At 55.5% G+C, this 15,248-nt stretch carries 15 protein-coding genes; 5 read left to right on the forward strand and 10 right to left on the reverse strand.

Annotated elements, in window-relative coordinates:
- Positions 1–8: 8 nt before the first annotated feature.
- Both C7387_RS06500 and C7387_RS06505 read right to left on the reverse strand, forming a co-directional pair.
- Complete coding sequence (locus tag C7387_RS06500) at positions 9–1,475, reverse strand: C69 family dipeptidase (RefSeq protein WP_120816331.1); 1,467 nt, start codon at positions 1,473–1,475, stop codon at positions 9–11.
- 143 nt (positions 1,476–1,618) lie between these two features.
- On the reverse strand, positions 1,619–1,792 hold the full coding sequence (locus C7387_RS06505; protein ID WP_006819886.1) for a GhoT/OrtT family toxin: 174 nt from the start codon (positions 1,790–1,792) through the stop codon (positions 1,619–1,621).
- Between the two features lie 191 nt (positions 1,793–1,983).
- On the opposite strand from C7387_RS06505, the gene yncL reads away from it, so the two are divergent.
- On the forward strand, positions 1,984–2,079 hold the full coding sequence (gene yncL, locus C7387_RS23360; RefSeq protein ID WP_071777529.1) for a stress response membrane protein YncL: 96 nt from the start codon (positions 1,984–1,986) through the stop codon (positions 2,077–2,079).
- A gap of 49 nt (positions 2,080–2,128) precedes the next feature.
- On the opposite strand, the gene patD is transcribed toward yncL, so the two are convergent.
- The 6 genes from patD to C7387_RS06540 all read right to left on the reverse strand — a co-directional run bounded on the left by patD (position 2,129) and on the right by C7387_RS06540 (position 9,114).
- Positions 2,129–3,553, reverse strand: a complete 1,425-nt coding sequence (patD, locus tag C7387_RS06515) for an aminobutyraldehyde dehydrogenase (protein ID WP_006819884.1) — start codon at positions 3,551–3,553, stop codon at positions 2,129–2,131.
- A gap of 21 nt (positions 3,554–3,574) precedes the next feature.
- A complete protein-coding gene (locus C7387_RS06520; RefSeq protein ID WP_006819883.1) occupies positions 3,575–4,381 on the reverse strand; it encodes an ABC transporter permease in 807 nt (268 codons plus the stop codon).
- The gene (locus C7387_RS06525; protein ID WP_051860999.1) at positions 4,371–5,312 is read right to left on the reverse strand and encodes an ABC transporter permease; all 942 of its coding nucleotides are present in this window, start codon (positions 5,310–5,312) and stop codon (positions 4,371–4,373) included. The genes C7387_RS06520 and C7387_RS06525 overlap by 11 nt, the downstream gene beginning before the upstream one ends.
- 1 nt (position 5,313) lies before the next feature.
- A complete protein-coding gene (locus tag C7387_RS06530) occupies positions 5,314–6,327 on the reverse strand; it encodes an ABC transporter ATP-binding protein (RefSeq protein WP_120816332.1) in 1,014 nt (337 codons plus the stop codon).
- 17 nt (positions 6,328–6,344) lie between these two features.
- Positions 6,345–7,490: a putative ABC transporter substrate-binding protein YdcS gene (gene ydcS / locus C7387_RS06535; RefSeq protein WP_120816333.1), complete on the reverse strand. Its 1,146-nt coding sequence runs from the start codon at positions 7,488–7,490 to the stop codon at positions 6,345–6,347.
- A gap of 208 nt (positions 7,491–7,698) precedes the next feature.
- The gene (locus C7387_RS06540; RefSeq protein ID WP_120816334.1) at positions 7,699–9,114 is read right to left on the reverse strand and encodes an aminotransferase-like domain-containing protein; all 1,416 of its coding nucleotides are present in this window, start codon (positions 9,112–9,114) and stop codon (positions 7,699–7,701) included.
- A gap of 147 nt (positions 9,115–9,261) precedes the next feature.
- Between C7387_RS06540 and C7387_RS06545 the strand changes: the two genes are divergently transcribed.
- On the forward strand, positions 9,262–9,771 hold the full coding sequence (locus C7387_RS06545) for a hypothetical protein (RefSeq protein WP_120816335.1): 510 nt from the start codon (positions 9,262–9,264) through the stop codon (positions 9,769–9,771).
- Positions 9,772–9,825: 54 nt separating this feature from the next.
- Here C7387_RS06545 and C7387_RS06550 read toward each other — a convergent pair whose 3' ends face one another.
- Entirely contained in the window at positions 9,826–10,110 is a 285-nt protein-coding gene (locus tag C7387_RS06550) for a hypothetical protein (protein WP_038257676.1), read from the reverse strand.
- Positions 10,111–10,342: 232 nt separating this feature from the next.
- On the opposite strand from C7387_RS06550, the gene C7387_RS06555 reads away from it, so the two are divergent.
- Genes C7387_RS06555 through C7387_RS06565 form a run of 3 tightly spaced genes read left to right on the forward strand, consistent with a single transcriptional unit; the run spans position 10,343 to position 12,875 of the window.
- Positions 10,343–11,740, forward strand: coding sequence for a cytochrome ubiquinol oxidase subunit I (locus C7387_RS06555; RefSeq protein WP_038257677.1), 1,398 nt, complete (start codon positions 10,343–10,345; stop codon positions 11,738–11,740).
- Complete coding sequence (gene cydB / locus C7387_RS06560) at positions 11,740–12,750, forward strand: cytochrome d ubiquinol oxidase subunit II (protein ID WP_120816336.1); 1,011 nt, start codon at positions 11,740–11,742, stop codon at positions 12,748–12,750. The genes C7387_RS06555 and cydB overlap by 1 nt, the downstream gene beginning before the upstream one ends.
- Positions 12,750–12,875 carry a DUF2474 domain-containing protein gene (locus C7387_RS06565; RefSeq protein WP_072009095.1) on the forward strand — a complete coding sequence of 42 codons (126 nt, stop codon included), beginning with the start codon at positions 12,750–12,752 and terminating at the stop codon, positions 12,873–12,875. The genes cydB and C7387_RS06565 overlap by 1 nt, the downstream gene beginning before the upstream one ends.
- 55 nt (positions 12,876–12,930) lie before the next feature.
- On the opposite strand, the gene C7387_RS06570 is transcribed toward C7387_RS06565, so the two are convergent.
- Positions 12,931–15,114, reverse strand: coding sequence for a glycosyl hydrolase family 18 protein (locus C7387_RS06570; protein WP_244922348.1), 2,184 nt, complete (start codon positions 15,112–15,114; stop codon positions 12,931–12,933).
- Between the last annotated feature and the right edge of the window lie 134 nt (positions 15,115–15,248).

Here is a 15,248-nt window from a genome sequence, read left to right on the forward strand (position 1 = left end):
TCTTGGCGTTACGCCCCTTCGAAGTGGTATTTCATGTCCGTGGCGTGCGTCATTTTGCTGAACACCTGATTTGTCAGGCTGTCGGTAAGATTCAGCGCGTCCTGCATGGTTTTATCTTCAAAACTCTGCAGCAGTTCCTGCGCTTTTTTCGGCTGCGATTTATACAGTTTCAGATACTCCTGCTCCATCGTTTTCTGCTTCTCGGCGGTCTGCTGCTCAAACGCCAGATACGCGCGCTGCACGTCCGGCGCATAGGCGTTGTAATCCTGCATTACCAGGGTTTGCAGTTTGCGGAATTTCCAGTTCACCGAGTCGTCGCTCGCCTGATCGGTGCCTTTGTCATAGCCCGGCAGATAATGGCTCATCCCCTGATAATAGGGAACGTACACCCCAAGCGTCGACATGCCGTAGGCCACGTACTGCACTTCGCCAATCGCCTTCGGCAGATTCGGTCTTACCTGCAGAATATGCGATTCCTGCGTGCGGAAAACGGAGATCGGCCGCCATAGTTCTTTCGGATTGTTGTTGGCATACGGATCGTGAGACGTGCCCTGATAGTGGTTACGCAGAGCCTGTTTGACATCCGCGACGCTGATTTTTTTCTCAGGTTTGAGGAATACCGGGAAGTTTTTCCCGTCTTCAACGGTGGTTTTCAGCGCCGGGTTGAACATGTGCTGTAACGTCCAGACGCGCGGATAGTTATAAACCACATCGTTTTCGACATCCTGGGAATAGGCTTTATGGAAATCAAACGCGCCGTCTTTCGGGTTATACAGCCCGTGTTTTTCCGCAAAGCTCAGCAGCGTAGGCGAGGCCATATAGTTGGCGGTGTCTGCGGGATCGTACTGGCGTAAACGTCCCTGATTGGCAGAGACAAAATATTCATCGGCCGGTAAACGCACCGCCAGCCACTGATGGCCGCTGCCGGTTTCGAGGTACCAGACCTCTTTGCTGTCGACAAACGCAACGCCGAATCCTTCACCGGCACCCTTCTGCTCGATAATCTTACCGAGCATTTCCGCCCCTTCGCGCGCCGTTTTCACCACCGGTAGAATCACCGTCTGAATGGAGTCTTCGGTGATCCCGGTTTTCTCGACGTAAGGATCGGCCGTCAGCGCAGGCTTACCGTTATAGATGGTTTCCGTGGCGCTCATCCCGACTCCCGCCGAGTTGAAGCCCACTTCCCCCATCGATTTATCCTGGGTATCAAAATCGTGAATGGCGGTGTAGCGCATGGCGGATTTCGGCAGCGGCCAGGTGAAATCGTTGCTGTGGGATTTGAATTCGCCCTGTTGGTTATCTACCGCCTCGTGGATAACCATATGCTTGGCGTTCGTTGCCGAATAGTCTTCGTTACGGGCAACAATAAACGATCCGTCGTCCGAGGCTTTATCGCCGACCAGAATGGTGGTACACGCCATTGCCTGCCCCATACTTAACAACGCTATGGCTGAGGCAAGTACTGAGATTTTCATAGACAGCTCCATTAAAGTTTTGTTTCAGAAAACAAAACCACCATAGACCTATCGAAATCCAGTTACAAATACCATAAGGAACATGTGGAATAGTTTTTGTAAGCAGAGATTGCCGCCATCACTGGAATATTTGACTACCTTCGTCAGAACAGAGAGAGCAGCAGCGCAACCGGAAAGCTAAAAGGCCAGGTCGCCCCTATCAGCAGAGCAGCAATCAGACGAATGCACAGGGATTCTTTGGTCAAAAACCAGGTAATAAAGGCGCAGATCGCCGCCATGATGGCGTAGAAGATCAGCATTTTTTGGTACAGCGTCATGGGGGAAGTGCCATTCCTTGGAGATAAAACGGCCGCACTATGCCTCTTTTTTTGACAGCCATCAAGTAAAGCCGGGGAAAAATGTTAAAAAGTGTAAGAAGTCTGATTTTAATCAATCTCACCCTTTGTCCGATTGCGCAACCCGGAATACACGACTATATAACAGGAGGTCAAATCAAAGAGGTGATGTTATGGACGTCTCCAGTAAAACCGTAGCGGTAATCAACGTCGTCGCGGCGCTCCTGCTGATTAGCATGCTTTGCTTCAGATTTAACGTGTTCAGCTAACACACATTGGTTTCCCCCCATCGCCATTGCAGCTTTGGGGGGAGCGGTCTTAGTGCTTAATCATCACATGGCGGATCACGGTGTAATCTTCCAGACCGTACATCGACATGTCTTTGCCGTAACCAGAGAGCTTCTGCCCGCCGTGCGGCATTTCGCTTACCACCATAAAGTGGGTATTCACCCAGGTGCAGCCGTACTGCAGGTGCGCGCTCATGCGGTGCGCGCGGCCTACGTCGCGGGTCCACACCGATGACGCCAGGCCGTACTGGCTGTCGTTCGCCCACTCCAGCACCTGCGCTTCGTCGTCGAATACCGTGACGCTCACCACCGGGCCAAACACTTCACGCTGCACAATTTCGTCATTCTGGCGCGCACCCGCCAGCAGCGTCGGTTTGTACCAGTAGCCTTTGCCTTCCGCTTTGCTACCGCCGGTAACCACGGTGATGTGGCTTAGCTGACGCGCTTTATCCACGGCGGCGCTTACGCGCTCAAGGTGAGCCAGCGAACTCAATGGGCCCAGTTCGGTGGATTCGTCATCCGGCGCGCCAATTTTCAGGCTGGAGATAGCGGTGCCGAGTTTTTCCACCAGACGATCGTAAATGCCCTTCTGCGCGTAAATACGACATGCGGCGGTACAATCCTGCCCGGCGTTGTAGAAACCAAAGGTACGAACCCCTTCCACCACCGCATCGATATCGGCGTCGTCAAAGACGATGACCGGCGCTTTGCCGCCCAGCTCCATATGGGTACGTTTAATCGATGATGCGGTATGGCGAATGATGTGTTCGCCGGTGGCGATGGAGCCGGTCAGCGACACCATGCGCACTTTTTCGTGACCGGTCAGCGGATCGCCCACGGTTTTACCACGGCCAAACAGGACGTTCACGACCCCTGCCGGGAAGATATCTTTCGCCAGCTCAGCGAGGCGCAGCGCGGTCAGCGGCGTAATTTCAGAGGGTTTAATCACCACGCAGTTACCGGCGGCAAGCGCAGGCCCCAGTTTCCAGGCCGCCATCATCAGCGGATAGTTCCACGGCGCGATAGAGGCGATAACGCCTATCGGGTCACGGCGGATCATCGAGGTGTGGCCTTCAAGGTATTCTCCGGCCGCCATGCCGTTCAGGCAGCGCGCTGCCCCGGCAAAGAAGCGGAATACGTCGACCACCGCCGGCAGCTCGTCGTTGCGCGCACAGTGCAGCGGTTTACCGCAGTTCAGCGATTCCAGTTCGGCAAATTCATCGGCGTGTTCTTCGATAGCGTCAGCCAGTTTCAGTAACAGTTCAGCACGTGCTTTTGGGGTGGTTTGCCCCCACTCAACAAATGCCCGGTCGGCGGCGCGTACCGCCGCATCTACCTGTGCGGCGGTGGCTTCCGCAATTTCGAGAATAATTTCTCCCGTTGCCGGGTTGTACACTGGTTGCATTTCGCCTTCACCTGCAATCAGTTCACCGTTAATCAGTAATTTATGTTGCATCACTCACTCCTTACTTTTCACTTATTTCCCGCTACCGGCGACCATTTCGCCATCGCGGGTCAGCCACCAGGCTCCCAGAATTGGAACGGTAGTAACGAGCATCACCAGCAGCGCTACCACGTTAGTTACGGGCACGTCGCGAGGACGGCCAAGTTGGTTCAACAGCCATAGCGGCAAAGTCCGCTCGTGACCTGCCGTAAAGGTGGTCACGATGATTTCGTCAAATGACAGGGCAAACGCCAGCATGCCCCCGGCCAGCAGCGCTGACCCCAGGTTAGGCAGCACAACGTGGCGGAAGGTCTGCCAGCCGTTGGCACCCAAGTCCATCGACGCCTCAACCAGACTCCACGAGGTACGACGGAAACGTGCAATTACGTTGTTAAACACCACCACCACGCAGAAGGTGGCGTGGCCGATGACGATGGTCAGGAAGCCCGGCTCAAGGTTGATGGCCTTGAACGCGGTCAGCAGCGCCAGACCGGTGATGATCCCCGGCAGCGCGATGGGAAGCAGCAGCAACAGCGAGATAGCGTTCTTGCCAAAGAACGTGCTGCGCCACAGCGCCGCTGCAGCCAGAGTGCCAAGCACCAGGGCAATCAGCGTCGCCAGCGCGGCAATTTTAAGTGACAACGTCACCGCATCCAGAATGTCACCACGGCTGGCGGCCACGCTAAACCAGTGCAGCGTCAGCCCCTTCGGCGGAAAACTGAACGCCGCATCTTCGGTGTTGAAGGCGTAGATGGCGATAATCGCCAGCGGGAAATGGAGGAAAATGACCCCGCCCCACGCCGCCAGTTTGAGGAACCAGGGTGCGCGTTCAGAGTGCATCGAAGGCTCCCAGGCGCTTCACGAACGCCAGATAAAGAGAGATCAGTACGATGGGCACCAGCGTAAACGCCGCCGCCATCGGCATGTTGCCTATCGCCCCTTGTTGAGAATAGACCATGTTACCGATGAAATACCCCGGCGGTCCGACGAGCTGCGGCACGATGAAATCGCCGAGCGTCAGCGAGAAGGTAAAAATCGACCCGGCGGCAATGCCAGGAATGGCCAGCGGTAACACAACAAAACGGAAGGTCTGGGACGGTTTCGCCCCGAGATCGGCAGAAGCCTGCAGCAGCGAGGACGGCAGTCTTTCCAGTGCCGCCTGTACCGGCAGGATCATGAACGGCAGCCAGATGTAGACGAACACCAGAAAACGCCCGAGCCCGGAGGTTGACAGCGTGTTGCCGCCCACCGCGGGCAGCAGGAGAAACTGATTCAGCAGCCCTTCCAGCCCCATGTGGCTTAAAAACCACTGCGCCACGCCATCTTTCGCCAGCAGCAGGGTCCAGGCGTAGGCTTTCACGATGTAGCTAGCCCACATCGGCAGCATCACCGCAATATAGAAGAACGCCTTCCATTTACCGCTGGTGTAGCGCGCCATGTACCAGGCCATCGGGAACGCCAGAATCGCGCTGGCAATCGTCACCGCCAGCGCCATGACCACCGTGCGGATAATAATGTCGTAGTTGGCCGGGTTGAACAGCGCCCACAGGTTGGCGAGCGTCAGATCCGGCGTTACCGACATGGTAAAGTCGTCGAAGGTGTAGAACCCCTGCCACAGCAGCGTGAGCAGCGAACCTAAATAGACGATGCCAAACCACATCAATGGCCCGAGCAACAGCAGAAACAGGCCCAGCGATGGCCTGCGCCAGAACAGGCCTGATACACGGCTAAGTAATGAGGGTGAGGAAACCGGTGAAACGCTCATCTCCATTTCACCTCCCTCCGTCGAGGGGAACCATCGCATCGCGTGCCCAGGATGCCAGCACGTTCTGCCCCGGCTGCGGCCCGGCCGGCAGAATGCCGCCGCTGAAGTTGGCCTGGCTGACCAACAGCCTGCCGCCGCCGTCGAGCGCTATTTCAAACCGGGTTGCCGCCCCCTGATACTGCACCGCCTGCACCACGCCGTTCGCCTGCAGCTCGCCGCCTTCATTGAGACGAATATGCTCCGGGCGCAGCGACCAGGTCCCCGGCATTCCGCACAGTCTTTCGCTCATGACGGCATCAAAGACGTTGGAGGTGCCGACAAATCCGGCCACAAACGGGGTTTTCGGCCGCAGGTACAGGTCACGTGGTGAATCAACCTGCTCAATGCGCCCGTTATTGAATACCGCAACGCGATCGGACATCGACAGCGCTTCGCCCTGATCGTGGGTGACGAAAATAAAGGTGATACCGAGTTCCTGCTGCAGCTTTTTAAGTTCCAGCTGCATCTGCTCGCGCAGTTTGAGATCCAGCGCGCCCAGCGGTTCATCCAGCAGCAATACACGCGGTTGATTGACCAGCGCGCGGGCAATCGCCACGCGCTGACGCTGACCACCGGAAAGCTGGGATGGACGGCGGTCGCGCACAAAGCCCAGCGCCACCTTCTCCAGCGCTTCCTGGGCGCGGGCAAGCCGCGTTTTTTTGTCGATACCTTTCACCATCAGCCCGTAGGCGACGTTCTCCAGCACCGACATGTGCGGAAACAGCGCGTAGTCCTGAAACACGGTGTTGACGTCACGCTCCCACGGCGGAAGCTCGCTCGCCTGCTTGCCAAAAATGGCAATTGAGCCGCCGGAAAGCTGTTCAAACCCCGCAATCATGCGCAGGCAGGTGGTTTTGCCGGAGCCGGACGGCCCCAGCATAGAAAAGAACTCGCCGTCGCGGATGGCCATACTGACGCCATCCACGGCGCGTACGTCCCCGTACAGGCGCGAGACGTCCTGAAATTCTACTGCGTACGTCATACTACACTCCTGCGGCGTTAGCGCCCGCCCATAATGGCGATGTAATCCTGCGTCCAGCGGCTGTAAGGCACGTATTTCCCGCCTTCCGCCACCGGTGTTTTCCAGAACGCTATTTTGTCGAAGAAGTTGTAGCCGTTAGTTTCGCAGCCTTTATCGCCCAGCAGGGTGCTGGCTTTACAGCCTTCCGGCACCACCGGCAGCGAGCCGAACCATGCCGCAACGTCGCCCTGTACTTTTGGCGTCAGCGACCAGTTCATCCATTTGTAAGCGCAGACCGGGTGTTTTGCTTCGGAGTGCAGCATGGTGGTATCCGCCCAGCCGGTAACCCCCTCTTTCGGGAATACGGTGGCGATAGGCTGGTTTTCACCCTTCAGGCCGTTGGCCTGATACGGCCAGGCGCTGGAGGCCACCACGCCTTCGTTTTTGAAGTCACTCATCTGCACGGTGGTGTCGTGCCAGTAGCGGTGGATAAGACCGTGCTGATCGCGCAGCACCTTCAGTACCGCCTGATACTGGGCTTCGGTCAGCTCATACGGATCTTTGATGCCCAGCTGCGGCTGCGTGGCTTTCACGAACAGCGCCGCATCGGCGATATAGATAGGACCATCGTAGGCCTGTACGCGGCCCTGGTTAGTTTTGCCATCCGGCAGATTTTGCTTCACAAACACCACGTTCCAGCTGTCCGGCGGCGTCGGGAAGGTTTTAGTGTTATACATCAGCAGGTTCGGGCCCCACTGATACGGCGTACCGTAGACTTTATCGCCAACGTTAAACCAGCCGCCTTTCACCAGGCGTGGATCGAGGGTTTTCCAGTTAGGGATCAGCGCCGGGTTAATCGCCTGCACGCGTTTACCCATAATCAGACGCAAAGAGGCATCCCCGGAGGCGGTCACCAGGTCATAGCCCCCCTTCGCCATCAGGCTGACCATTTCGTCGGACGTGGCGGCGGTTTTGACGTTGACTTCACAACCGGTCTCTTTTTCAAACGCGGTGACCCAGTCGTAGTTTTTATCCGTCTGGCCGCGTTCGATATAGCCCGGCCAGGCGATGATATCCAGCCGCCCTTCGCCTTTATCAAGCGTCGTTGGCGGCTCTGCGGCTTGCGCGGCAATCACGGTCATTCCCAGCGCACACAGGCTGCTGCGGGCAAATTTCTTGCTCATAGAATCTTACTCCTGTCACAATGAATTCTGGCGGCAGCCGTGCCGTAAAAATATCTCCCTCATTAACAGTAGACGGCAGAGTGACGACGCACCCGCCGCTGCCAGGAATTTTGCTCAGGTTGTGACAAGCCGCGCATTACGCTGAAAACGCTGATAAAAAAGAGAATGCTGACGGGCGGGAGTTGCTTTCGCAACGTGAATAAGTTGTTCAGGAAACAAGAATCTGGCGAATAATATCGCCGAGCTCTGCAACCGCTTTTTCCTCCCTTTCGCCCCATCCCCACGCCGTATTAAAGCGGAAAAATGACGCCCAGCTGTTGCTGACGGAGAACATCTTGCCGGGGGCTATGCTGATGTGTTTCTCAAGCGCCAGCACGCTCAGTTTGCTGGCGTCGATGCCCTCCGGCAGCTCAAGCCACAGAAAATAGCCGCTGTCGTTATGGTGTATTTTCACCTCTGCGGGCATGTGGCGCAGCAGCGATTGCCAGGCGAGCTGTTTGCGTTCGGCAAGCTGACGGCGCAGGCGGCGTAAATGCGCGTCGTAGCGCTTGGTCGACAGGTAATCCACCAGCGCCATCTGCATGGGCGAACTGGTCGAGAGCGTACTCATCAGCTGCAGGTGCTGGATCCTTCTGGCGTGCTTCCCGGCGGCGACCCAGCCGATACGAAACCCCGGCACCAGGCATTTGGAGAACGAGCTACAGTGCAGCGTCATGTCATCACGATCCCAGGCTTTGGCGGGCAGCGGTTTCTCACGGCCAAAATAGAGCTCGCTGTACACGTCATCTTCAATCAGCATCACGTTGTGTTCGGTTAATAACGCCACCAGCTGCGCTTTTTTCTCAGGCGTAAGCGTAAACCCGAGCGGATTCTGGCTGTTGGTCATCAACCAGCAGGCTTTCACCGGGTAATCGCGCAGCGCCTGGGCCAGCGCTTGCATGTCGATCCCCTCTTTTACGTCAGACGCCACCGACAGCGCTTTCAGCTTCAGACGCTCCAGCGCCTGCAAGGCGCCATAGAAACAGGGATTCTCGACAATCACCCAGTCACCGGGTTCGGTCACCGCCTGCAGGCTGAGGTTCAGCGCCTCCAGGGCGCCTGCGGTAATCACAATTTCGTCCGGGGAGATATTCATCCCCTGCAGCGCATAACGCCGCGCGATGGCGTGCCGCAGATCAGCGTTGCCCGGGGGAAGGTTTTCAATCACGCTCATCGCCGTGGCGGTTTTACTCACCTGCGCCAGAGAGCGGTTAAGCTGCGGCAGCGGGAACAGGCGCGGATCGGGAAACGCGGAGGCAAACGGCAGCACCGACGCATCGCGGCTCGCCTGCAGCACTTCAAATATATAGGTGTTGATATCGACGCTCTCGTCGCCCATCACCTGCTGCGGCGGCATGCTTTTTTGCGGTTTGACCGGGCGCGGTGCCACGTAGTAGCCCGACTGCGGACGCGCAACGACCCGCCCCTGGCTCTCCAGCAGCTGATAGGCATGCCCCACGGTCATAAAGCTCATCCCGCTGCTGACCACCTGCTCACGCAGTGACGGCAGTCGATCGCCCGGTTGCCAGACGCCAAGGGCTATCTGTTCGGTAATTTGCTGGGCGAGACGCTGATACTTTTTCATCGATGAGTTCCTGCTGGAGCCGGTTCACAATCATATCCCAACCAAATGGGTTTATACGGATAAATTCACTAAAAAAATAAAGCAATATTAATCACAAGCCATGACCAGAATACTGGTAGAAAGGCGCTTTTGCGTGGGACTTATTATATGTTTAAGAAAACCGTTTTAGCCTCCGCCTTTCTTTTGGCAGGTTATCTGCCCTTCGCTCAGGCGGCATGGAAAACCAACGTTGAAAACGATATTTTTACCGGCGGGAAAAGTGCCGAACTGGTCGGTGATATCAGCAATAAAAACCAGTCGCTTATCTTTGATTGCGCCGCCGGGCAGCTTTCGGTAAGCCAGGTTGAGCAAAACAGCAACACCGTCGTAAAAGGCACGCACCATTACCAGTCGCTGATTAAAGTAGCAGACAACGCGCCGCTGACGTTTAACGCCACGCTTGCCAGACGCAACCCGCAGTCTATTCAGCTCGAAAGTCGTGAGAATGGCAAAATTAAAACCCTGCTGGCGCAGCTGCTTGCCCAGCAGTCCAGAGAAGATTTTCTGGTCGGGGTGAAAGACGGTAAAGGTAATCAGCTCTCGTCCGGCGCCGGTTCAGTGTCGTTCGCGAACAAATCAGTGAAGAAGTTTATTTCTGCCTGCAACATTTCGCTGTAACGCCCACCGTGAACCCCACCAGAATACTGGCGGGGTTTTGCTACGTTTTAACGCTTAGTGGTGATCGTCATACTGATGTTCTATCACCATACCTTCCGCTACGCTTGCCACATGCCGCGCCCGGGGATGATACACCGGCGCCGGTGCCGCCGTTTGCGTCGGTGCAACATAGGTCGTCTGCGGTGCGGTGCTGACAATCGTTGTTGATTCCGGCACGCTCACCGACGATGGCACCATCACCAGTTTATAACCACTGGGAACATCCACCGTCACGTTCTGCGCCATCGCCATACCCGTACAACCCATCAATGCCACTGCCAATAAGCAACGTCTCTTCACAAGAATATCTCGCAATAAATGAGGAAATAACAAGAAGTCGGGAGTATGAAGAGCGGCGCTTATTTTTTTGTAGCCTGGAATGCTGGAGAAAGTAACACTTTATTACGGCGGTCTTTTCGCAGAATCATAACAGTATGGCAACTGTTATACATAAATAAGCCTTTTCTGTTTCTGCCGCTGCCCATCCCCTGGCTCTAGAATTGCGCTGAATCAATTTTCTGCGGAGTTCTGCATGTTTGGTCTTGATGCCTTTCATTTAGCAAGGATCCAGTTTGCGTTTACGGTTTCCTTCCACATTATCTTTCCGGCGATAACCATCGGCCTTGCCAGCTATCTGGCGGTGCTCGAAGGGTTATGGCTAAAAAGTAAAAATCCGGTATGGCGCTCGCTGTACCAGTTCTGGTCAAAAATCTTTGCCGTTAACTTCGGGATGGGCGTGGTGTCAGGCCTGGTGATGGCCTATCAGTTCGGCACTAACTGGAGCGGTTTTTCCCAGTTTGCCGGGAGTATTACCGGCCCGCTATTGACCTACGAAGTGCTCACCGCCTTCTTCCTCGAGGCCGGGTTCCTCGGCGTGATGCTGTTCGGCTGGAAGAAAGTCGGCCCCGGGCTGCACTTCTTCTCCACCTGCATGGTGGCGCTCGGTACGATTATTTCCACCTTCTGGATCCTTGCCTCCAACAGCTGGATGCAGACCCCGCAGGGCTATGAAATCGTCAATGGTCAGGTTGTGCCGGTAGACTGGTTCGCGGTGGTGTTCAACCCGTCATTCCCTTACCGGCTGCTGCACATGTCAACGGCGGCGTTTCTTAGTAGTGCGCTGTTCGTGGCGGCCTCTGCCGCCTGGCACCTGCTGCGCGGTAATAACACTCCAGCCATTCGCGCGATGTTCTCGATGGCGCTGTGGATGACGCTGATTGTCGCGCCGTTACAGGCGATGATTGGCGATATGCACGGTCTGAACACGCTCAAGCACCAGCCTGCCAAAATTGCCGCCATTGAAGGTCACTGGGAAAACCCGCCGGGCGAGCCTACGCCGCTGCTGCTGTTCGGCTGGCCGGATATGGAGCAGGAGCGTACCCGTTATGGTCTGGAAATCCCGGCGCTGGGCAGCCTTATTCTGACCCATAGCCTTGATAAACAGGTTCCGGCGCTGAAGGATTTCCCGAAAGAGGATCGCCCCAACTCGACGATGGTGTTCTGGTCGTTTCGCATTATGGCCGGGCTCGGCATGCTGATGATACTGCTTGGCGTCGCCGCACTGTGGCTGCGTCGAAAACAGCGTCTTTATACGTCTCGCCCGTTCCTGCGCTTTGCGCTGTGGATGGGGCCTTCCGGGCTTATCGCTATTCTTGCCGGTTGGGTGACGACGGAGGTCGGCCGCCAGCCGTGGGTGGTTTACGGCTTACAGCGCACCAAAGACGCGGTCTCCGCCCACGGTGACCTGCACATGAGCATCAGCCTGCTGGCGTTCTTTGTGGTCTACAGCGCGGTGTTTGGCGTTGGCTATAGCTACATGATCCGCCTGATTCGTAAAGGCCCGCAGGCGTTTGTCCCTGAACCAACCGGGACGCCGGCTCGCCCGCTCTCAGCGGCGGTAGAACATTTTCATTCTGAGGAGCAGCGCTGATGGGTATCGATCTTTCCGTCATCTGGTTTGTGATTATCGTCTTTGCCACCCTGATGTACATCGTGATGGATGGTTTTGACCTCGGGATTGGCATTCTCTTCCCGGCTACCCGTGACGCCGCCGACCGCGATGTGATGGTTAACAGCGTCGCCCCGGTCTGGGACGGTAACGAAACCTGGCTGGTGCTCGGCGGTGCCGGGCTGTTTGGTGCCTTTCCGCTGGCCTACGCGGTGATTATCGATGCGCTGACCATTCCGCTGACGCTTATGCTCATTGGTCTGATTTTCCGTGGCGTCGCGTTTGAGTTTCGCTTTCAGGCAACGCCATCGCACCGCCCCTTCTGGGATAAAGCCTTCCTCGGCGGCTCACTCCTCGCCACCTTCAGCCAGGGCGTGGTGGTGGGTGCCGTACTGAACGGTTTCCCGGTGGCTAACCGCACCTTTAGCGGCGGGCCGTTCGACTGGCTCACCCCTTTCACCCTGTTCTGCGGCCTGGGGCTGGTGATTGCCTATGCGCTGTTAGGCGCGACGTGGCTGGTCATGAAAACGGAGAATGCCCTGCAGCAAAAAATGCGCGCCACGGCGAAAAAACTGCTGCTGGCGCTGCTGGTGGTGATAGGCATTATCAGCCTGTGGACGCCGCTAGCACACAGCGCCATCGCCGAGCGTTGGTTCAGCCTGCCGAATCTGTTCTTCCTGCTGCCGGTGCCGATTCTGGTGGTGGCCCTGAGTCTGTGGCTGTGGGGCGTGCTGACGCATCCGGAGTACCATGCCTCGGCGTTTTTACTCACTCTTGGGCTTATCTTTCTTGGCTTCAGCGGGCTTGGGATCAGCATCTGGCCGAACCTCATCCCGCCTGATGTCACCCTGTGGCAGGCCGCCGCGCCGCCGCAAAGCCAGGGCTTTATGCTGGTGGGCGCGCTGCTTATCATTCCGGTAATTCTGGTGTACACCTTCTGGAGTTACTACGTCTTTCGCGGCAAAGTTCAACACGGCGAGGGGTATCATTGATGCAACAACCACTGTTCAAGCGGCTATTCTGGCTGGTTATTCTGTGGGGCGGCAGCGTTATGGCGCTGGCAGCAGTCGGTTCATTTTTCCGGCTGTTGATGACGGCCGCAGGTTTTAAATCGTGATGATGTAAATTAAATCCCCCTCCTCAGTACTTAGGGGGGGATTTATTCACAACAGTTATGGTGCGATGAGAGTCCCTACCAGCGTATTGCCATTACGGATAATCTCGATCTTATCGCCAGATTTAATGTTACCCCACGAACGCGCCCTGATATTGAGTTCGCCATTCGCCATAGTGACATAAGACAAATAAGAAGCTGTACCCATACCATTCTTGTTATTAGGATTGGTACGGAAATCCCCGCTATATTTATTGTTCAGATAAATAACATACTGCTCACTGCCGGAAGGGGTGAAATCGAAAGTAAATGAAGTCCCGTTCAGATTCAGCGCCTTTATATTATTGTCTGTCTCAAAACGAATGTCATCGGTCAATGTTTTTTCAAAAATAGTCGTACCACCTACGGTGAATGTAAGTACATCCCCCGCTACCGGCGTTTTAAGGTTGCATGATAACGATACGGTGCTGCCGTTAACGGATTTAGTTCCGCCAGTGACTTTACCGTTATTGCTGCTGCACACGACATTGCCGTTGAGCGTCAGCTTATATTCATAGCTCCCTTCCTGGAAGGATTTGTCCAGGTTCAGGATCATGAACGTGGTTTTGACATTGTTAGTCGTATAGTTGGCAATGGTATTGGTGGTATACCCCAGGTAGCCGGTGAGCTGGGTATCTTTTAACGGCTTAACGATATCACCCAGCTCATGATCGCTGGTGTCGCCGCTCAGATCCCAGATAATCGCGCCGCCGAAGCCCTGGGCGTTGATATAGTCGACTTTCCCCTGAATCGACTCCGGATCGTCATAGGTGAAAAACTCCTGCGTTGAGTTGCTGTACAGATACGGCACTTTCGCCTGATCGTCCCAGTAGCGGGTATACTTCCCGCTCGCCAGCATGGTCTTCAGGGTCGCGTATGGGTTCGTCCCGGTGTACTGACCCTCATCATCCCATTGCCCGTGAACCGTCGCCGAACCGGCGACAAACAGCCCCGGCAGGCCGGCTTCCAGTTCGGTTGACGCGACGCTACCCCAGCCACGGCCATAATACGGCAGGCCCATCATTAACTTCTGCTTCGGTACCGCCCAGGTCTCGTTATACTCCTTCATGGTCGATGCCACGTTTAACAGCGGATCGCTATCCATACTGTTAGCAAACAGCGGCGCGTTGTGCCCGGTGATCGCGTCGAAGGCGCCGTGGATGTCGTAAGCCATCACGTTGACGCTGTCCAGCAGCGGCGCGGTCACTTTCGGGTTAATGTACTGAATGTTATTGTGATTGGTGGTCACCGCCGCCGACAGCTGATAATACTTATCGCTGGCTAAACCTGCGGTATCCAGCTTGCTGCGCAGCGTCTGGATAAGGCTGGTGAACTGGGCTTTTTCTGCATCGGTGTCCGGATATTCCCAGTCAACGTCGATACCGTCAAAGCCGTACTTCTGCATAAAGGCAATCATGCTGTCAGCAAGCTTATCGGTGCCGTCCTGGGTTTTGGTTGCCGTCTCAAAGACGCCTTCCTGTGAGTTGTCCCAGCCACCGACTGAAATCATATAGCTGACGCTGTTCTCTTCGGTCAGCTCATCGAGCTGCTTCAGCAGACCCGGGCCTTTATCGGTATCGTGGATAATGACCTCCCCGTCTTCAACAATACCAAAGCCGTAGTTAAGGTGCGTCAGACCCGTGAAATCAATTTTATCCGGGGTGAAGTTATTATGGGCATCATAGACGCCCCATTCCGGGAAATAGCCGATGATCTTGCGCTGGGCGGCAACGGTCGCTTTGCCATTGCTCTGAATATCGGCGGCTTGCTGTCCGGTATAAGGTGTGAATTTGAACGTTGCCAGCGTATTGATAGAAATAACGCCTAAATCTGTCCACATGTTGCCGCTGCTGGAGCCCGGCGTCTGGCCCGCTTCAGCCCACCACTGGGCGCTCCAGTAATGACCGTTGTAACTCACCACGGCACCCCCCGCATAGGACGAGTCAGGATCGTAAGCCACGGCCTTGATCGCGTTATCATCTTTGGTCGCCACCGTCACGGTGACGGTGCCCGGGAAGCTATTTTGTGTCGCACTGGTATAAGCTACCCAGGATTCACCATTATCTTTACTCAGCATCTGGCTGGTGGTCAGGCCACTAATAGTATTGGTGTCATCATTCATGGTGAGCGATGCCGCGGAGGCGGCGAAAGGTAAAATCAGCCCGCTAAAAAGCATCGCTTTTGTTAGCTTATTTAATGTCATTTTCATTCCTTGACTGTGAGTTATTGTTTCGCTTCGGTTTATTTCATACTTCGGAGGGGAATTTAATGAATAGAAACACTAACGACAATTTAGAAATAGTTGAGTTGTAAATTAAGCAAAACTAATATATTCAC

Source organism: Yokenella regensburgei (assembly GCF_003634235.1).
Lineage (GTDB): Bacteria > Pseudomonadota > Gammaproteobacteria > Enterobacterales > Enterobacteriaceae > Yokenella > Yokenella regensburgei.